Source organism: Nocardioides islandensis (assembly GCF_015352455.1).
Taxonomy (GTDB): domain Bacteria; phylum Actinomycetota; class Actinomycetes; order Propionibacteriales; family Nocardioidaceae; genus Nocardioides; species Nocardioides islandensis.
The window spans coordinates 176956-195670 of the sequence record NZ_JADKPN010000004.1; the positions used below are offsets into that span (position 1 = coordinate 176956).

13 protein-coding genes are annotated in these 18715 nt (G+C 72.5%); 7 read left to right on the top strand and 6 right to left on the bottom strand.

Annotation, left to right across the window (positions count from 1 at the left end; all coding sequences use genetic code 11):
* Positions 1-2: 2 nt before the first annotated feature.
* Positions 3-998, bottom strand: a complete 996-nt coding sequence (locus ISU07_RS09700; protein ID WP_194706579.1) for a hypothetical protein — start codon at positions 996-998, stop codon at positions 3-5.
* Positions 999-1142: 144 nt separating this feature from the next.
* Between ISU07_RS09700 and ISU07_RS09705 the strand changes: the two genes are divergently transcribed.
* From ISU07_RS09705 to ISU07_RS09725, 5 genes are all read left to right on the top strand, one after another.
* Positions 1143-1457 (top strand): hypothetical protein, encoded by a 315-nt coding sequence (locus tag ISU07_RS09705; RefSeq protein ID WP_194706580.1) that lies wholly within the window; start codon positions 1143-1145, stop codon positions 1455-1457.
* A gap of 224 nt (positions 1458-1681) precedes the next feature.
* Entirely contained in the window at positions 1682-4075 is a 2394-nt protein-coding gene (locus ISU07_RS09710; RefSeq protein WP_194706581.1) for an AAA family ATPase, read from the top strand.
* Positions 4072-5325 (top strand): HNH endonuclease family protein, encoded by a 1254-nt coding sequence (locus ISU07_RS09715; protein WP_194706582.1) that lies wholly within the window; start codon positions 4072-4074, stop codon positions 5323-5325. Before ISU07_RS09710 ends, ISU07_RS09715 begins: the two co-directional genes overlap by 4 nt.
* Positions 5326-5338: 13 nt before the next feature.
* The gene (locus tag ISU07_RS09720; protein ID WP_194706583.1) at positions 5339-7240 is read left to right on the top strand and encodes a patatin-like phospholipase domain-containing protein; all 1902 of its coding nucleotides are present in this window, start codon (positions 5339-5341) and stop codon (positions 7238-7240) included.
* A 124-nt stretch (positions 7241-7364) separates the two neighbouring features.
* On the top strand, positions 7365-8450 hold the full coding sequence (locus tag ISU07_RS09725; protein ID WP_194706584.1) for an Ig-like domain repeat protein: 1086 nt from the start codon (positions 7365-7367) through the stop codon (positions 8448-8450).
* A 7-nt stretch (positions 8451-8457) separates the two neighbouring features.
* On the opposite strand, the gene ISU07_RS09730 is transcribed toward ISU07_RS09725, so the two are convergent.
* Genes ISU07_RS09730 through ISU07_RS09740 form a run of 3 tightly spaced genes read right to left on the bottom strand, consistent with a single transcriptional unit; the run spans position 8458 to position 10190 of the window.
* Positions 8458-9141 carry a hypothetical protein gene (locus tag ISU07_RS09730; protein ID WP_194706585.1) on the bottom strand — a complete coding sequence of 228 codons (684 nt, stop codon included), beginning with the start codon at positions 9139-9141 and terminating at the stop codon, positions 8458-8460.
* A gap of 46 nt (positions 9142-9187) precedes the next feature.
* A complete protein-coding gene (locus tag ISU07_RS09735; protein ID WP_194706586.1) occupies positions 9188-9952 on the bottom strand; it encodes a hypothetical protein in 765 nt (254 codons plus the stop codon).
* A gap of 4 nt (positions 9953-9956) precedes the next feature.
* A complete protein-coding gene (locus tag ISU07_RS09740; RefSeq protein ID WP_194706587.1) occupies positions 9957-10190 on the bottom strand; it encodes a hypothetical protein in 234 nt (77 codons plus the stop codon).
* A gap of 108 nt (positions 10191-10298) precedes the next feature.
* On the opposite strand from ISU07_RS09740, the gene ISU07_RS09745 reads away from it, so the two are divergent.
* Together ISU07_RS09745 and ISU07_RS09750 are read left to right on the top strand one after the other, a co-directional pair.
* Complete coding sequence (locus ISU07_RS09745) at positions 10299-11513, top strand: hypothetical protein (RefSeq protein WP_194706588.1); 1215 nt, start codon at positions 10299-10301, stop codon at positions 11511-11513.
* Between the two features lie 244 nt (positions 11514-11757).
* Positions 11758-13632: an Ig-like domain-containing protein gene (locus ISU07_RS09750; protein WP_194706589.1), complete on the top strand. Its 1875-nt coding sequence runs from the start codon at positions 11758-11760 to the stop codon at positions 13630-13632.
* A gap of 15 nt (positions 13633-13647) precedes the next feature.
* On the opposite strand, the gene ISU07_RS09755 is transcribed toward ISU07_RS09750, so the two are convergent.
* Both ISU07_RS09755 and ISU07_RS09760 read right to left on the bottom strand, forming a co-directional pair.
* The gene (locus ISU07_RS09755; protein WP_194706590.1) at positions 13648-15384 is read right to left on the bottom strand and encodes an N-acetylmuramoyl-L-alanine amidase; all 1737 of its coding nucleotides are present in this window, start codon (positions 15382-15384) and stop codon (positions 13648-13650) included.
* Between the two features lie 571 nt (positions 15385-15955).
* A complete protein-coding gene (locus ISU07_RS09760; RefSeq protein ID WP_194706591.1) occupies positions 15956-18667 on the bottom strand; it encodes a beta propeller repeat protein in 2712 nt (903 codons plus the stop codon).
* Positions 18668-18715 lie beyond the last annotated feature (48 nt).

Here is an 18715-nt window from a genome sequence, read left to right on the forward strand (position 1 = left end):
CGTCAGGACGAGCCGGCGTACAGCCACGCCGGGCGCGGCTGGTAGAGCCGCTCGAGGGGCCGGTCGAGGACGTCGACGTCGGCGTCGACGCGGCGGCGGTACCACGTGCGGCGCGGCCCGCGGGTCGAGGCCTGGTAGGCGACGACCGAGCCGGCGGCGACGGCGGCGGTGAGGACGATGGGTGCCGCGATGACGGCTCCGATGCTGAGGACGGCCGTGGAGGCCGCGCCCACGCCGACGGCCGTCGTGGGCTTGCCGAGCTTGGCCAGCAGGCGACCGAGGACCGCTCCGTCGACACGCTCGTCCGGTGTGGCGGCGGACAGGCCGATCGGGTCCTCGGAGAGGAGCTGGGCGATGTCGTCGTCGAGGTCGCCGGGGCGGAGGTCGACCTCCTCGACGTACGCCGCCAGCGCACCGCGCTTCGCGCTCTCGTCGCGCGCGCCGAGGGCCCACTTGCTGAACCCGTCGGGGTCCTGCTCGTAGCCCCACACCGCGCTGTAGATGTCGCGCAGCTGGCGGACCGTGAAGTAGCGGGGCAGGAAGCCCAGCGCGCAGTTGCGCTCCTCGAGCTGCTGGCGCCAGTAGTCGACGACCCCGGCGGCGTGGTCGAGGTCGGAGATCATGTCGCGGCCGAGGTGCTGGGCGTCGGACGCCCCCGCCCGCGGGCTGAGGAGCTCGTGCCACGCCTCGGCGTCCAGGAGCCCCTCGGTCAGGGCCGACGGCAGCTGCAACGTGTAGAGCAGTGTCACGCCCTCACCCGCGTCGGTGTTGTCCTGGAACGCCACGGGTCGTGGGCGCGAACCCAGGCGCTCCGCGAGCCGGGCGAACGAGTCCCCCATCGTCGCGACCAGGTCACGAGCCGTCTGCTCGGGGCTGGTCCTGGCCGTGGCGGTCAGCCACCTGCCGTCGTCGGGGGCGTAGCCCACCAGCACCGGGAGGCCGTCGGCGTTCTGCTCCCGCACGGCCACCGGCACGAGGACCACGCGCAGGGGAACCACTCGCCGCACTCTAGCTGGACTAGCCCAGATCCGGGCCCGAATGCCCGTATCGGCCAACTTTCGCGATCTTTCTTCCCGCAGTCCGCCAGAGGGCGTTCAATAGTCGCCAGCACCACATATTCGAATCGGACTTCGGGGGGAAGCATGAGCAAGGCCCAACGTCGAGGGGCACAGCGCCGAGGCACCTGCCAGGCCACCGGGAAGCGTCGCTTCCGCGACCACCGGGAGGCGACCGCGATCCTGCACCGTGTGCGGAACGTACGCCGCCGGGCGAAGGTGGAGGGCCTCGACAGCCGGCGCCACGAGGAGCGCTGCTACGAGTGCGAGTCCTGCCACGGCTGGCACCTGACGAGCTGGGAGCAGCCCGACAGGCGGCGCGCCCCCCGGCGCCGGCTGGACCCCGAGGTGTTCGAGCTGTTCGTGCTGCGGGGGCTCGCGGCCGGCTGGGTGCCTGCCTGAGGGGTGGTTTCGAGGCTCGGCCGTGAACGGCCTCGCACCTCAACCACCGAAGAGGCCGTGAACGGCCTCGCACCTCAACCACCGAAGAGGCCGTGAACGGCCTCGCACCTCAACCACCGAAGAGGCCGTGAACGGCCTCGCACCTCGACCACCGATGTACTTCGTGGCGCGCTGCGTGCTCCTCCACAGCAGGGGCTGTTCCTCAGACGGAAGGCGGTGCGCCGATGATCCGCGTCGAGCGTGGCCAGGTGCCGGAGTTCGTGCACGAGCCGGGGTTCCTCGAAGCACGGGCGAGGTACGAGGAGTTCCGGTCGGGGGGTGGGTCGCGGACCTCGCAGACCTACCTCGACTTCCAGACCGCGCTGGGTGAGTACCAGCGCACCGTCAGCGACTACGTGCACCAGCTCTTCCACGGCAAGTGCGCCTACACCGAGGTCGTCGTCGCGCCCCAGCTGCACCTGCACCGCCCGGACGCCGACGCGTACGACGACCGCTTGCCGACCGCGCCGAACCACTACTGGTGGACGGCGCTCTGGTACCGCAACTGGTACAACGCCGCGGGCGAGATCGTCTCGCTCAAGCGCACCATCTTCCCCGTCATCGGCGAGCGGGCGCCCGAGCCGAAGCCCGAGCAGATCACCGGCGACGACGGGCCGGGCCGGTTCCTGGACCGGGGCCTGCTGCTCGACCCGTGCGAGGACCACCCGCAGCTGCACCTGCTCTTCCAGGTCGACGGCCAGGTGGTGCCCTGGGCGGAGCAGTCGGCCCCGTGGCTCGACGCCGACAACGCGAAGCGGGGACCGGAGACGATCCGGCTGCTGGACCTGAACAACCGCGCCCTGGTCGAGTCACGGCGCGCTGCCGCGGTCACCCTGCTCAACTTCACCGACCCGGACGCCGAGGTGCTCGGTCCGCTCCTCGACCCGGCGCTGCCGCACCTGGGTGCGAGCCGGCAGATCTCGGCCGCCCGCCTGCTCGACCACGCCGGCGACGCGATGACCGACGCGATGCGGCTGGTGGCCCCGGAGCTGGTGCCCTACATCCTGGCGAGCCCCGGCCGGTTCGGCGACGCGTTCGTGACCGACGTACGTGCCGCCCTCGCGCCCGACAGCCCGGGCCTGGCCGAGCTGCTGGCGACGCCCGCCTCCGAGCTCCGCGGCGCCGAGCCGGAGTCGCTGCCGTCGGGACCACCGCCCGAGGAGCCTGCGCCGACCGGACGGGTCATCCCGCGCACGGCCGCGATCACCCGGGTCGTCATCCGGAACTTCCAGGCGATCGACAGCTACCAGCTCGACGTACCGACCGGGGTCGAGACCGTGACCACCCTCGACCCGGTGCTCGCGGTCTCGAAGACTGCTCCGCCGCCGACCAACCCGGCGGTCGGCTCGTCGAGCCGCCCGTGGCGGGTGTTCCTCGGCGAGAACGGCTCGGGCAAGAGCTCGGCTCTCCGGGCGGTCGCGCTGGCCGTCGCCGGTGACGAGGTCGACGCGCTGGTGGAGCTGTGCGGTCTCGAATGGCGCGACCTCCTCCGCCGCGGCACGACCGACGGCAGCATCCGGCTGGAGCTCACCGGCGGGGACGCGATCGAGCTCGCCTTCACCGCGGACGGCCCGACCGCGGAGTCGCAGGCGAACCTCCCGCACGTCGACCAGTTCGTGCGCGGCTTCGGGGCGACGCGGCTCACCACCGACCCGGCGTCGGGTCCGGCCGACAACGTGCGGCTGGGCAACCTCTTCGACCCCCTCCAGCCCGTCGTCGACGCGCAGCAGTGGCTGGTGGCGCTGGAGAAGCGCGAGGACAAGGGCGACTTCAACGTCGCGGCGCTGACCATCGCCAAGCTGCTCGGGCGTGAGGAGCAGGTCGCGGAGACCGGCGATGCCGCCGCCGCCAAGCTCATCACCCGCGAGGGCGAGGAGATCTGGGTCGGCGGCGAGCCGCTGCGCACCCTCAGCGACGGCTACCGGGCGATCATCTCCCTCGCCTGCGACCTGATGGCCGGCGCCGGCAGCGGACTGTCCGACATGCGCAACGCCACCGGCATCGTGCTGATCGACGAGCTCGGCTGCTACCTGCACCCCCGGTGGAAGATGCAGATCACGCGCACGCTGCGCAAGGAGTTCCCCTCGATGCAGTTCTTCGTGACCACCCACGAGCCGCTGTGCCTGCGCGGCCTGGTCGAGCGCGAGGTCGTCCGGGTGACCCGCTCGAGCGAGGAGCTCGGCGAGGAGTGGCACGCGGTCTTCGAGACGATCGAGGAGTCGCCCAGCAAGTACCGCGTCGACCGGCTGCTGACCTCGGAGTTCTTCGGGCTCGACACCACGATCGACCCCGACGTCGAGCAGGAGTTCCAGCAGTACTACGCGCTCGTGCGCCGCACCGACCTCTCCGGCGACGAGGACCTGCTGCGCCGCCAGCTCCGCGCCCGGCTCTCCCAGCACGGCATCCTCGGCTACACGGCGCGCGACCAGCTCGTGTACGACGCCATCGACGCCTTCCTGGCCACCAGCTCGACCCTCGAGCCCGAGGCCCGCAGGCGCGAACGGCGTACGACGCTCGACAACGTCGCCGACATCTGGCGCGGCGTCGCGGCCAAGCGGGCGGCGGTGGACCGGCCGTGATCCGCGCCGACCGCAGCGCCGTCGTCACCCCGGAGTCGCTCACGCGCGAGGCCAAGACCGGCGAGAACAAGGGGAAGACCGAGGAGCAGGTGATCATCGAGAAGTACGCCGCGTACCTCCTCGACAACACCCCGGACAAGAAGTTCGTCTTCGACTTCAAGGCCTACAAGGCCGACGACGTGAAGCTGGCGCTCGCGCAGCTGTTCCGCGGCAAGTGCGCGTACTGCGAGTCGCGGTACGCCGGCACGCAGCCGATGGACGTCGAGCACTTCCGCCCCAAGGGCGGCGTCGAGGAGATCGGCCCGGACGGCAAGGCCCACCTGGCGGAGGGCTACCCGTGGCTCGCGGCGCACTGGACGAACCTGCTGCCGTCCTGCATCGACTGCAACCGCCCGCGCATCCAGCACGACGCCCTGACGGGGGTGGACGAGAAGCTCGGCAAGGCCAACCAGTTCCCGGTGACCGGGCCGCGGATGGTGCCGCCCACCCCCGGCAGCCCGACGCTCCCGGCCGAGGACGCCGCGCTGATCATCGACCCGACCGTCGACGACCCACCGTCCCACCTGGACTTCCGCGACGACGGCATCGTCACGTCGACCACGGACAAGGGGCGGCAGTCCATCCGCGTCTACGCGCTCAACCGCGCCGAGCTCGTCTTCGAGCGGCTCGGCCTGTCCCGGCTGATCGAGCAGCGGCTGACGATCATCGAGGCGCTGGCCGGCATCGTGGCGGGTCCCGGCATCAGCGACGCCGTGCGGCTGGACCTCCAGGACCTCGTGTCGCACGAGATCGACGCGCTCATGGAGCTCGCCGAACCCGGCCGGCCGTTCTCGGCGATGGCCCGTCAGCTCATCGACGAGAACTCGCCCCTCCAGCTGGCGCCGACGCCGGCGCTGCCCGCTCCCGTCGCCGCGATGCTGCAGCGGTTCGCCGACGCCGACCCGGGCACCCACCACGCCACGCTCGCGACGCGGTTGGCCGCCCTGGGCTTCGTGCCGAACCTGCCGCCGGTCTCGCCGTTCGTGCGCTGGACGGTCACCGGCCCGGTGCGCACGGCCTCGCTCTTCCAGGAGAAGCTGGGGCTGGTGTCCGACCGCGTCGGGCAGCTCGCCTTCGCGAGTGGCCTCCCTGGCGCCGACATCCGCGTCAACGACCCGCCCAAGGTCCGCTACACCTATCAGCAGGCCCAGCTCGACGCCGTGCTCGACGCGGCGACCCGGTTCCGGGCCTGGGCCGACGGCACCGCATGAAGGGGAGCCCGAGATGACCGAGACAGCCGAGCAGGAACGAGCCCGGGCCCAGCGCGAGATCGACGCGCTCAGCAAGGCGGCGTACGTCGTGCCCGCGGCGGGCAGCGACGACTTCCGCGCCCCCGGCGAGTGCGACGTGATCATGAAGGGCGGCATCACCTCCGGCGTCGTCTACCCGCTGACCATCTGCAAGCTCGCGACGACGTTCCGGCTGCGCAGCATCGGCGGTACGTCGGCCGGCGCGATCGCCGCCGTCATGGCGGCCGCCGCGGAGTACCGCCGGCAGCACGACACCGCCGCCCCCGCCGCCGGCTACCAGGCGCTGGCCACCCTGCCGCTGGACGTCTCGAAGCGGCTCGGCTCGCTGTTCCAGGCGCCGGCCGGGACCCGCCGGATCTTCGACGTGCTGCTGGCCGCCATGGGCGGTGGGGTCTGGGCCGGCATCCGGCAGGTGGTGGTCAGCAAGCTCGCGTGGTTCCTCGGGGGGCTGGCCCTCGTGCTGGTCGTGACCCTGCCCGGACTGCTCGTCGCGGGCGCGGACGGCCGGCGCCTCGTCCTCGGGCTGGTCCTGCCCATCGTGTTGGGCCTGGCGGTCGGCGTGCTGTTCGCCGTGGTCGGCTTCGTGCTCAGCGCCCTCAAGGTGCTCCCCCGCCACGACTTCGGGCTGACCGACGGCGCCACGCACTCCGGCGACCCGCAGCAGCCGGCTCTCACCCCCTGGCTGGCCGACCAGATCGACCGGGTCGCGGGGATCGGCACGGGGTGCCTCACGCTCGGCGACCTCTGGGGCGCGACGGCGCTCGACGCGTGGCGGCAGTCCCTCCAGGACGGCGACGCCAGCGCCCCGCCGATCGGTGAGGTCAAGCGGCAGCGCGACATCGACCTGGAGACGATGACCACGAACCTGACGCTGCGCCGGCCCTTCCGGCTGCCCTTCCGCCAGCAGGTCTTCCTGTTCGACGAGGACGAGATGCTCGGGCTCTTCCCCGAGCGTGTCGTGGCGACGATGACGCGCGGCTTCCCGCTGTCGCCACAGCTCAACCCCACCACGGGCAAGCCGCTGCACTACTTCCCCGGACCCGGCGCGAGCGACGACGGCGAGAAGCGGCCCGGGCCCGAGGCTCTGCCGCTCGTGGTGATGGCGCGGATGAGCCTGAGCTTCCCGGGGCTGATCGCCGCGGTGCCCCTGTACGCCGTCGACCACAACAACGACGGGAAGGTGGTCCGCCACCTCTTCTCGGACGGCGGCATCAGCAGCAACTTCCCCATGCACTTCTTCGACTCGCTGCTGCCCCGCCGGCCCACCTTCGGCGTCAACCTCGCCTCGCCGCACCCGGCCCACCCGGACCAGATGACGTGGATCCCGAGGGCGGCGCGCGGCGGCGTCACCACGCGCGCCCTGCCGTTCACCACCGTCCCGGGCTTCGTGCAGGCACTGCGGGACGCGGTCCAGAACTGGTCGGACAACACCCAGATCAGCCTGCGCGGGTACGCCGAGCGCGTGGTCGAGATCCGGCTGCGGCCCGGCGAGGGCGGCCTGAACCTCCAGATGCCGGAGGCTGTGATCATGGCGCTGGTCGCGCGCGGCGCCGAGGCCGGCGACCAGCTCCTCGGCTTCGAGTGGGACGCCCACCGGGTGATCCGCTACCGCACCGCGATGATCCGGCTCAGCGAGTCGCTGGAGGGCCTCGACGCCGCGTGGACCGAGCTCGACTACGAGCACCTCGTCGAGGAGTACCCGACCAGCCAGGCGGCCGGCTCGTCGTACCTGGACTCGAAGGCGTGGCGCAGACGCGACCTCGCCGCCACCGCGCAGCTGCTCTCGACCGTCAAGGACTGGCGCGACGACGACTGGCCGGCGCTCCGGGAGGACCGGCCGGCACCGGCGCCCGTGATCCGGATGGCGCCCGAATAGCAACCGTCCGCACCGAACCAACGGCGCCGCCCCGGCATCTACCCGGTTACCCGGTACCGAGGAGCACGCATGTCGAAGCACGTCGTCCGCACCACTCTCGCCGCCCTGGCGCGGCCTGCTGGGCGTGCTGGGCCCGGTGGCACCGGCGTCGGCCGCGACCGCCACGTTGCTCTACTCGTGCAGCGGACCCGGCTTCGGCGTCGGCGCGTACGACTTCACCGCCGTCGTCGACTCGGACGTGCCGGCGGCCGTGCCGTACGGCCCCGACCGCGCGACCGGCTGGACCGTGCACCTGGTGGCCCCGGACTCGTTCCGGCAGTGGGCGGTGGACCAGGGGTTCACCACGCTGGCCGCCGGCGCGCGGCTGGCTCCGTCCGTCGACAACGTGCCGATCACTGACACGGCGTACGCCTCGGCGGCGGTGACGTCGGTGCCGACCACGTCGGGATCCTGGGACTGGGGAACCGCCTCGACCGGGGTGTTCACGACCAAGCTGCCGGCCTCGGCCGTCGGCCACCACGTCCTGACCACCACCGTCGAGGTGACGGTCGCGTTCCAGAAGAACGGCGTGAACGCGTGGGCGACGTCGGCCACCTGCACGCTCGACGCGTCGGTGCCGCCCGCGGACGCCGTCGTCGACCAGTACGACGTGGTCGCGGCCACGACCACCACGGGGCTGACCCTCAAGGGCGACGTCGCGACCGCGACCGTGACCTCGAACGGCGCGCCGCCGTCCGGCACGGTGACCTTCTCGGTGAGCAGCACGACCGTGACCATGAACCTGGTGTCCGGCAGGGCGTCGGCCACCCTGCCCGTCCTGCCGCCGGGCGGGTACCAGGTCAGTGCCCAGTTCGTGCCGACCCAGCCGACGCAGGAGACGGGCTCGACCGGCTACGCGACGTACCTGGCCCCGAGGATCGCGACCTCGACGGCGGCGGCCGCGAGGTACCGGCCGGCGCGCGACCTGGTGAAGGCCAGGGCCGTGGTGAGCACCGAGGGGTTCGACGTGGCGGGCCGGGTGACGTTCGTCCTCAAGCACAACGGCGTGACGCTGCACAACGTCACGGTGGACCTGAACAGCGTGCACGTGGCGAAGAAGACGTTCCGCCACATCACCGCTCCTGGCAGGTACGTCGTGATCGCCCGGTACGTCAGCAACGAGACCTACCGACCCTCCTCGGACCGCACGACGTTCCGGGTGCGCCGCTGACGACCGCTCAGGACGAGGCCGGGACCGGGTAGATCTCCAGGCCCTTCGCGCCGTACCCGAGCCCGCTCGGCCGGTTGTCGGCCCACAGCCCGTGCATCTCGATGCGGCGGGGGCTGTCGAAACGGGTGGGCGACGGGCTGGCGTCGTCGAAGACGAGCATCACCGCGTCGCACAGGTCCTCGCCGGGCGGCTGACCGGCCGGGAGGTCGTGGCAGTTGTACCAGAGCCGCATGATCCACTGCGGCTGCGGGAAGGCCTTCTCGGGGAGCAGCACGACGTCGAGGTCGACCCGACCGCCCGGTGGCTCCAGGAGCGACCGCACCAGCGCGTCGGCCTCGGGACTCCCCTGGGCGACGAGCGTCTGACCGGGCCGGGTGGTGACGCCGGCCGTCGCACTGGCCGAGGGACTGGCCGAGGGACTGGCCGAGGGACTGCTCGTGGTCGATGACGAGACGGTCGTCGACGGCTCGGTCAGTGTCCCGGACGGACCCGTGGGGAGGGACGTCGACGACGACGGTGCGCGCGAGTCGTCGGAGCTGACGAGCTTGGCGACGCCGTACACGCCGCCGATCGTGGTGGCGACCGCCGTCACCGTCCCGGCGAGTCCGACGACGACCCGCTGGGGCCCGGTGTCCTGGTCGCCGAACCGGGCCCAGAAGCTGCGCCTCGAGGGAGGCTGCTCGTCGGACACACAGGCAGTATCGGGCCAGACGTCTCGGACCGACCAGGGAACGCCGTCAGGTCTTCGCGACCGGTGTCATCCGCCATTCGTAGGTCGCCTTGACGGTGTCGGAGTCGTGCGGCTCGCAGGTGCCGAAGAACTCGTAGGTCGTCCGCGTCACGGAGGTGCCCACGAGCCGCGAGGCCGAGCCCACGAACGGGTTGTAGTGGTAGTGCCAGGTGATCCGGGCCGCCGACTGCTCGATCGGCTGGACCACCCCGGTGTCGGTGTCGACGCAGGCTTCCTTCTTGTTCCGGTAGACCGCGTCCTCCCGGGCGACCACCAAACGCTGCCCGTCCCAGGTGAAGGAGAACTCCTTGCCGCTGGAGCTGCTCACCGTGCCGCTGCACTGCGTGTCCGAGCAGGCCGCGGCTGGGAACGTCCACATGATGGGGTCCTCCCGCTGCTTCAGCGGCTTCGTCTGCCCTCCGCGGGTGGTCAACGTGCGCCCGACGACGACCACCTTCCACACGCCCGTCGGCGCCGACTCCGTCAGCACGTCGGCCGGCGTCGGACTCCTCGGCGACGACGAGGGCGTCGGCTCGACGTCGACCAGGGCGGCGCGGTCGGTCGGCTTGTCGCCGCCCCGCATCAGCAGGAAGGCGATCAGCGCGAGGACCACCAGCGCCACGCCCGCGCCGGCCAGCACACGGGGTCGCAGGGAGCGGCCCGGCAGCCGTGACGCCTCGTCGGAGCGCCCCTTCGCGTCGTCGGCGTGCGCGACGTGACGCGCGCCGGCAAGCACCACGCGGGAGGACCCGCGGGTCTCCTCCCAGGCCACGACGTCAGCCCGACGTCGACGGTCCGGCGGAATCCTCCGAGCCGTCCCCGCGCCGGCGCTGCCACTCGTCGGTGGCCGCGGTGATGCCCGCGTCGGCGCCCTTGTCGAGCACCTTGTCCTTGATGGTGTCCGCCGCCTCCTCGAAGACGGCCGTGACCTGCGTGCCCGCCCCCGCGACCACAGCACCCGAGCCGGCGGCGACCAGCTCGGTGGACGAGATGTTGCCCTTTTCCCCCATGGTGTCTCTCCCCCCAGAGAGTCGAACGTGGGCAACAATGTCCTCACCCTGGTGGAGCCTGTCCACCCCAGGGGGTACATAGGCATACCTGGGGTTGCGGAGGCGGGCATGACACGAGGTCGTCCCCTGCGGGTCGGGGTCGAGCACGAGCTGCGCATGTGGGCAGGGCCCGTCCAGCTGGACTTCCGACAGGTGCTCCCGGAGATCGCGGGTCATCTGCGCTCGCTCGATCCGGGCGACCCCCGCGCGCGTCGGCTCCCCTCGGGCGTCGTCCTGACCGCCGACGGCCGCGAGGCCGAGCTGGCCACTCCCCCGGTCGCGTGGGACGCCGCCGCTCCCCAGCTCCTCGACGAGCTGCTCGCCGCCGAGCGCAGCGAGCTGGCCGGGCGCGTCGGCGAGGCGGCCGGTGCCGACCGCCTCACCGGCTTCTCGACCCACGTCAACCTCAGCGTCCCCGACGACCGCGTGGTCGACGTCGGCCGGCGGTTCGCGCGGTACGGCGGCCTGGCCACGGCCCTGGTCGCCGAGCCGGCGTCGGGCTCCGGCCTGCTCGTCCGGCCCCGCCGTGGACGACTCGAGATCGGTGGCGAGTACGCCGAGGGTGAGCACCTCGTGGCCCTCGTGACGTTCGTCGGTGCCGTCGTCGCCGCCCTCCTCGCCGACGCCCGTCCGCCCGACGTGCCGGAACCCGTCACGGCTCCGGCCCGGGAGAAGTTCGGCTGGTACCTGCCCGCGGAGGGCCCGTACGCCGACCTGCTCACCAGCCCCGTCCCGGACCGGGACCTCCTGGCGGCCGCCTGGGAGTGGGCCCGCCCCTGGTGCCTGCTCCACGGCCTCGACCCGACGCCGATCGACCGCCTCGTCACCGGGGCGCCGTTGAGGTTCCAGGACCGTGGGCCGGCCGACGTCTGCACGACACGGCCGCACCGCGACGCACCCACGCTCGACCTGCCCGACACCGGTCCCCGACGACGACCGGGCGGGGTCGAGGCGGAGACGGTCTGGCTGACCTGGGCGCACGCCGTCTGGGAGCTCAGCGACGGCGACCGCCGCGTGTACGCCGTCCTGCCCCGCGACGAGGAGGGCGACTTCCTGGCCCGGCTGGACGACGGTGCCTACGACGACGTCGTCCGCCGCGAGCTCGCTCGCCGCCTCGGTCGGAAGCGGCTGGTCGTCCACGCGGACATCGGCCGCCGCACCTGGTGGCACGAGGTCCGGCCGGGTGCGCTCGTCCCGGCGGAGAGGCGAACGGACGGCGCCGTGCCGAGGGTCTCCCGCCGGCGAGCGGCGCGACAGCACCGCTCCTCCCGGACGACCCCGTGACGTACCCGATTGTGGGCTTGTGCCGGTGGCGGTCCGGGCCGCAGGGTGAGGGCACGTCACTGCAGGTGGGGGGTCTCTGGTGACACGTGTGGCCGCTTGGGCAGCCCTGGTCGTGTTGGGCGTCGCCCCTGTCCTCGTGGCGCCGCCCTCGCCGGCGGAGGTCACGACGCAGGTGGGAGCCCACGGCAGGCCCGTTCCGTCCACCGCCCCGTCGTCGCCACCGGCCTCCAGGCCGGACGACGCCGTGCCGCCCTTGTCCTACCCAGGGCTCCCGCCGGTCTCGGCGCGGGTCAGCGCCGTGCCGGGCCGGGTGCGCATCCTGGTGATGCGCGTCTTCTGGTCCCCGTCGCCGCCGAAGTTCCCCGACACCGGGCAGATGAAGGGTCTGATGAAGGACACCGCCGCCTGGTTCGCCCGTACCTCGCGCGGTCGGCAGCACGTCAGCAGCAAGGTCACGCCGTGGCTCCGGGTGGGCGGCGGCATGGTCAACTGCGGCGACCTGTACGGGTCGGTCCGCCGTGCGGTCGGCGCCGCGCGAGCCCATGGTGCGGCGACCGGGGGCTTCAACCGGTACATGCTCGTGATGCCGCAGTGCGGCACCAACTCCCAGGGCGAGAAGCCCGGGCGGGTGACGTGGATCCGCGAGAAGTTCCCCCACCTCGACGTGCTCACCCACGAGCTGGGCCACAACCTCGGGCTCGACCACGCCAACTCCCTCATCTGCACCGCCGACAAGCGCAGGATCACGCAGGGCGGCCGCTGCTCGGGCCAGGAGTACGGCGACGTGTGGGACTCCATGGGCATCAGCACCCGCCCGTACTCCGTGGGTGTGCTGAAGCGCTTGGGCTGGGCGGGCCGCACCGCCACGGCCACTGGTTCGGGAACCTGGACGCTGCGCGACGCGGAGGACTCCGGGAAGGGTCTGCAGGGACTGCGGGTGAAGGTCTCCGGCAAGGCGTCGTACTGGCTCGAGCTGCACACCACGGGCGTGGCGATGGCCAAGGAGCCCGGCAGCTTCGCCGTGTCCGGCACGCCGGGCCTGCAGATCCGCCTCGACACCGGCAAGAAGTCGCTGCAGCTGCTCGACGCCGCCCCGGGCAACCCCGACGCCACCCTGTTCTACCCCGATCCCGACCTCGTCAACGCCACGCTGCCGGTCGGGAGCAGCTTCACGACACCGCAGGACGTCCGGATCACGTTGGTGGCCCAGGACGCGGCGACGGCTCGGGTGCAGGTGTCCTTCGGGAAGCGCGCGGGCGCCCCGGACGCACCGACCCTCGTCTCGGCTGTCGCCACCGGGGGCCCCTACGGGCGGGAGTCCCGCCTCGTCATCCAGCCGGGCGGCAGTGACAACGGGCAGGTGGTGCTCGGGTACGTCGCCACGCGGTACCCGGGCGGGGAGAGCACCTTCGTGGCCGATCCCGGCGGCCACCACACCACCCTCACCGTCGACTACGACGGCAAGCCCCCGCAGAAGTGGTCGGTCCGGGCCGTGAACCAGGTGGGATCGTCGCCGGAGTCGCCACAGCTGCAGGAGCACGTGCCGGCACCCGTGGTCACCATCCTGGCGCCGACACCGGGTGCCTCGGTCCCGGGTCCCAACATTCACGTGGTGGTGGACGTGCAGCCGGACGCTCTCAGCCAGAGCCCGATCAGCTCGGTGACGGTGTGCCTCGAGGACCAGACGTGCGCATACGACAGCCAGGCCCCGTGGAGCGTCGACCTGGAGGCCACGGCGGGCCCGCACGTCGTGTCCGCCACCGCCTCGGACGCCAGCGGCGCGGACGGCGTCGCCAGCACCCCCGTCACCGTGGTGCCGGCTCCTCCGACGGTGACGATCACGTCACCCGCGAACGGCAGCACCGTGCCGGCGGGTGTCCCCTTCGCCGTCACGGTCACGGCGACTCCCAACGCGGCCACCGACCGGCCCGTCGAGATGGTCGAGCTCACCATCCGCGACGCGAGCACGGGTGACCCGGTCGACTACGCCGACGACTCCGTCGCTCCCTACTCCGCGACGTTCACCCTCGACCTCGCCGGCACGTACTGGATCGAGGCCACCGCGTGGGACCAGTGGTACCAGTCCGCACCCGCCGCCGTGACGGTCACGGTCGAGTAGTGACTGCGGGTCGCGTCAGCGCCTGACCCGTACCTTCGCCAGCGCCCGGGCCTTGTCGTGGACGGCGTCGCCCTGGTACCTCGCCTTGACCCACACACGACGAGGAGGCAGCGGCGACCCGGCGCCGAACGTCGCCGTGCCCCGGCCGTCGTGCAGCCGCACCACCGCACGGCGTCCGGCGACCTTCACCACGACCTTGCCGGTCGGCGTCGGTCGCACGCCGGGCGGTGAGGACACGAGGACGTCGACGCGCAGCCGGCGGTCGGACGACCTCGCGGTGACGGAGACGTGCGCCGGACCCGTCGTCCGGCCGGATGACCAACGCCGGCGGGTGGCGGGCTTGAGGCCGCGCTTGCGGGCGGTGATGCGCACGGACAGCCGGGTGCCCACGTCGGCCGGGCGCACGTCGTACGACGGCCCCGACGCGCGCGGGATGGGCCTGCCGTCGCGCAGCCAGACGTAGGTGAGCGCGGCGTCGGACGGCGCGTACTCCCCCGGGTCGACGCGCAGCGTGCTGCCCAACCTGGGCGTGCCCTGCAGCGTCGGCGGCGTGAGGACGTGGATGCGCGAGTAGTAGCGAACCAGCGCCGCGGTCTTCTGCCGGATCTCGGGGAGGTGGTGGTAGAGGTGCCGGCCGGGGCAGGCGGTGTCGTTGGTGTCGCGGTGCCCGTCGATCGTGGGCAGCACGACCTGTCGTCCCCAGCGGAACTTGTCGCTGCCGCGCGACCAGACACGGGTCTCCGCGAGCGGGTCGCGGTGGTAGGTGCGCAGCTTCCAGGCGGCCACGGCCGCGACCGCCTGGAGCACGGCCTCCGACGGGCGCGCGGTCTCGAAGTTGCCGATCACCGCGATGCCCGTCGACGTGTTGTTGAAGCCCAGCGTGTGCGCGCCGCGGACGGCGCGAGCGGCGCCGCCGGCGCGGCCGGTCCAGATCCGCCCGAAGCGGTCGACCAGGAAGTTGTAGCCGATGTCGGACCAGCCGAGGTGATGGGTGTGGTACCGGTACATGCCCCGGATCAGCGCGGGCACGTCGTGACGCGAGTACCCGTTGCTGCTGGCCGTGTGGTGCACGTGGACCTGCTGGATGGTCCGGTTGTACGCCGGCCGGCCGCTGCGCCAGGCGCGGTTGGCGCCCCAGTGGCGTCGGCCGCGCATGTGCGGCCGCGGCACGAACCCGGCGCGGACCCCGCGCGCCATGATCTCCTCGTCGAGGAGCGTGTCCTCGTCGCCGGGCTGGGCGTACGGGTGGAGCAGCACGAGGGTCAGGCCGCGCGGTACGGGTCCACCGACCCGGACCTGCACGCCGTCGGCCGGGCCGACCCACGAGAGGTCGGTGCCCGAGCGCGTGGCCACCTCGTCGGAGGCCGGGTCGGGGCCGTCGGCCAGTGGCGGCACCGGACGCCAGTCGTCCCAGGCGCCGTCGGTCCGGGTGCGCACCTCGAGGGGCGGCGCCGCGGCCCCGCGGTCCCAGGTCAGCGCGAGCATGGAGTAGGGCGTCGACGTCATGCCGACGGTCTCGAACGAGCCGTCCCTGGTGCTGCGGGCCAGCGTGGTGAGCGGGACCTCGAGCTCGCCGATCCCGTCGGCCTGCTCCCCCGCCAGGGCGAGCCCGCCCTCGCCCGACCAGCCGGACCGGCCCGGGGTCGGCGGGGCGGTGAACACGCGCGCGGCCACGCCGACCGCACCCACGGCGGCCGCCCCGCCCAGGGCAGCCTTCAGCACCGGTCGGCGGCGCGCCGCTGGCTGGTCCACCGATCATTCATCGCACACCCGCGCCCCCAGGTACGGGAGGACACCCCGCGACCGCTGGTCGAGGAAGGACGAAGTCCTGTCACGAGACCCCCCCGCCGACCGCTGGTCGACGAAGGACGAAGTCCTGTCACGAGACCCCCCGCCGACCGCTGGTCGAGGAAGGACGAAGTCCTGTCACGAGACCCCCCGCCGACCGCTGGTCGAGGAAGGACGAAGTCCTGTCACGAGACCCCGCACGGTCCAGCGGTCTCGTGACAGGCGCCAGCGCGCCTTCCTCGACCAGCGACACGGGACAACCCCGCCGGGCGCTGGTCGAGGAAGGACGAAGTCCTGTCACGAGACCCCGCACGGTCCAGCGGTCTCGTGACAGGCGCCAGCGCCGGGCGCTGGTCGAGGAAGGACGAAGTCCTGTCACGAGACCCCCGCACGGTCCAGTGGTCTCGTGACAGGCGCCAGCGCGCCTTCCTCGACCAGCGACACGGGAGAACACCCCGTGTCCCCTCGGTGGTTGAGGTGCGAGGAGCCCCCGCGACGAGCGTGGCCGGCCTCACACCTCAATCACCGAGCGGGGTCAGCCGACCGGCGCCTTCCAGATGCCGCGACCGAACGTGCCGTCGTAGAGCCAGGTCCCTCCGGAGCCGCCGAAGACGACGAGGTCCGAGGAGATCGTGGTGGGCAGCGTGGTGCCCATCCGCTCCCAGTGACCCGTCGCCGAGCCTGCCGGGTGGACGAACACGCCGAGGTCGGTGGCGAGGTACAGCGAGCCGGTCGGCCCGATGGCCAGGTCGCTGGCCGGGACGTCCGGCAGCGAGTCCGCCGCGGCCGCCGCGCCGGAGACGTCGGTGAACGTCATGCCGCCGTCGGTGGACTTGTACACGTGACCGAACCCGGCCCCGAAGCCCTCGATGTAGCGAGCGCTGAACCCGTTGTACGTCACGTACACCGTCCGGCCGGAGGTGTCGGCCGGGTCGATGGTGACCGCGGAGATGTAGCGCTGCGGCATCCGTGCCGTCGTGCCGTCGCTCTTGGTGTAGGTCATCGGGAGCTGGTGCCAGGTCCCGCCCTCGTTGGTCGCGACGCCGCTGTTGTAGGTCGTCGAGGAGCACGACCCGCACCACGCGGCGTACTCGACGTGGACCGGCTTGCCGGCCACGTCGTGGGTCTGGCTCGCCACCGCGGTCGCACTGGCCGCCGGGTTGGTGCCGACCGTCAGGTCGAACGCCTTCATCCAGCCGTTGTCCGCGGTCGTGCTGGCCCAGGTCTTGGTGTTCTCCCAGACGTAGGCGCCGGCGGCGACCCAGAACTTGTCGCGGTACGCCGCGGTGTCGTCGGCCGCGAACGGTGCGATGAACTGCGGGTTCGGGTCCGCCGGGGCGATCTGCTGGATGGTCGGTGCATCCGGCTGGCCCTTGCCGCAGTTGGTCGTCAGCTGCAGCGTGAGCCCGACGTACTCGCCGACTGCGCGGCAGCCGTTGGCCGGGTCGACCAGCATCATGCCGCCGTCGCCGCCCATCGGGCTGACCTGCTCGCCGTTGTCGGCCGGCCGGAGGAGCGAGACGCCGTTGTCCTGCATGCCGCCCCACGCGGCGACCCCGCCGCCGTCGGAGGCGCCGAGCGCGCCGACGCCGATCCCGTAGTACTGGAGGGCGCGGAGCTCACCGGACTTGCTGAGGCTGGTCCACGACTGCTGCGTGCCGTCGACCTTGCGGCTGTAGAGGCCGCCGTCGTTGCCGGCGTACACCCGGTCGTTGCCGAACGCGATGCTGTGCTGGTCGGAGTGCAGCACGTTGCCGTCGCAGGTGCCCGAGGGCTGGCAGGCGAAGCCGAAGTCCCAGTAGCGGCCGGCGGTCTTCCAGGTCGTGCCGGCGTTGCGGGTCTCGAAGACCTCCTCCAGGCCGACGTACACGTGGTCGCGGTCGGCCGGGTCCACCCCGACGAACCGGTTGTACCAGGCCTGCACGCCCACCGGGTACGAGTGGTCGCCCGGCGTCTTCAGCGCGGAGCCGGAGTTCCCCAGCTTGCTGGCGTCGGCGATCTGGCTCCACGGGCCGTCGGGGTTGCCGGTGGGCGACTCGTAGACACCGGCCAGCGAGCTGGTCTTGGTGTCGAACCCGACGGTGGACTCCATGACGACGTAGAGCCGCTTGCCGTCGGCGGAGTAGGCCATGTCGGAGGGGCCGACCTCCTTGGGGTTGATGGCGCCCTTGAGCTTGGCCAGCCGCCAGGTGCTTCCGTGGTCGCTCGACACGTAGAAGCCGTTGTAGGGCTGCGGGGACCGGTAGGCCAGGTTGGCGACCAGCAGGCCGGTGCGCGGCTGGACGACGATGTCGTCGGCGATGTTCTGCGTCACCGAGGTCTGCGGCTGGACGGGCGCGAGCACGCGCTGCCAGGCCACGGCGTCGTCTGCGAGCGGGCGGCGGTACACACCGCGCGACGTGGCGGCGTACGCGAACGTGTCGTCGAAGGCGAGCTTGCCGATCCAGTGGGACTCGAGCTCCGTGCCGCCGACGCGGTCGCCCGCGGTGAACACCGAGGTGGTCTTCCACGGGTCGTCCAGCCGGTAGACACCGCTGCCGAGCTCGTTGCCGTAGTTGGGCTCGCCGGTGCCGTACCAGAGGCTGCCGTCCGGAGCGACCCGCAGGTCGCCGGTGGCCAGGTTGAGGATCTGGTCCGAGATCGGGGTCCAGGTCGCGCCGTTGTCGAGCGAGCGGAACACGCCGCCCTGCGCGCCGGCGGCGTACACCGGCTGGAAGTCCAGCCCGTGCGTCGACGGGTCGACGGCCAGCCCGACGATGCGGCCGGTGACGTAGCCCGCGCCGCCGCCGCTGTTGGAGGCGACCGGGTCGCGGTACGCCGGGGCGTCGGAGTTGTAGGGCTTGCTGGTGACCTCCTGCCAGGCACCGGCGGCCTGCGGCATGCCGGCCAGGTGCGCGTAGGCGTCGGTGTAGGCGCCCGGGTCCTTGAGCAGGCCCAGCCCGCGGGCGTCTCGGAACAGCGAGATCGCGGTGTGCATGGCCACCGACTCCTCGCCGGCCTCGCCCGCGGCGTTGTGGCGCTCGTGCTCGCGCTCCTCGGCGGACTCGCCCGCCTCGCCCTCCTCGGCTTCCGCCTCGTCCCCGGAGTCGGCGTCGGCCTCGTCGGCCTCTGCGCCGGACTCGGTGCCCGCACTCGCGGAGCGAGGCGGCGGACCGTCGGCGCGGTTCCCGACGACGTACCCGCCGATCAGGACCAGCGCCAGGACGACGAGCCCGGCGAGCAGCGAGAGGTGACGACGACGAACCATGAGCGACCCCCACCCAGGTCTACGACGGCATCCGAGCGATGCCGTGCC

Coding starts and splice junctions, on each gene's coding strand:
- ISU07_RS09705 (WP_194706580.1), top strand. CDS start 1,143: ATGAGCAAGGCCCAACGTCGAGGGGCACAGCGCCGAGGCACCTGCCAG.
- ISU07_RS09710 (WP_194706581.1), top strand. CDS start 1,682: ATGATCCGCGTCGAGCGTGGCCAGGTGCCGGAGTTCGTGCACGAGCCG.
- ISU07_RS09720 (WP_194706583.1), top strand. CDS start 5,339: ATGACCGAGACAGCCGAGCAGGAACGAGCCCGGGCCCAGCGCGAGATC.
- ISU07_RS09740 (WP_194706587.1), bottom strand. CDS start 10,190: ATGGGGGAAAAGGGCAACATCTCGTCCACCGAGCTGGTCGCCGCCGGC.
- ISU07_RS09745 (WP_194706588.1), top strand. CDS start 10,299: ATGACACGAGGTCGTCCCCTGCGGGTCGGGGTCGAGCACGAGCTGCGC.
- ISU07_RS09760 (WP_194706591.1), bottom strand. CDS start 18,667: ATGGTTCGTCGTCGTCACCTCTCGCTGCTCGCCGGGCTCGTCGTCCTG.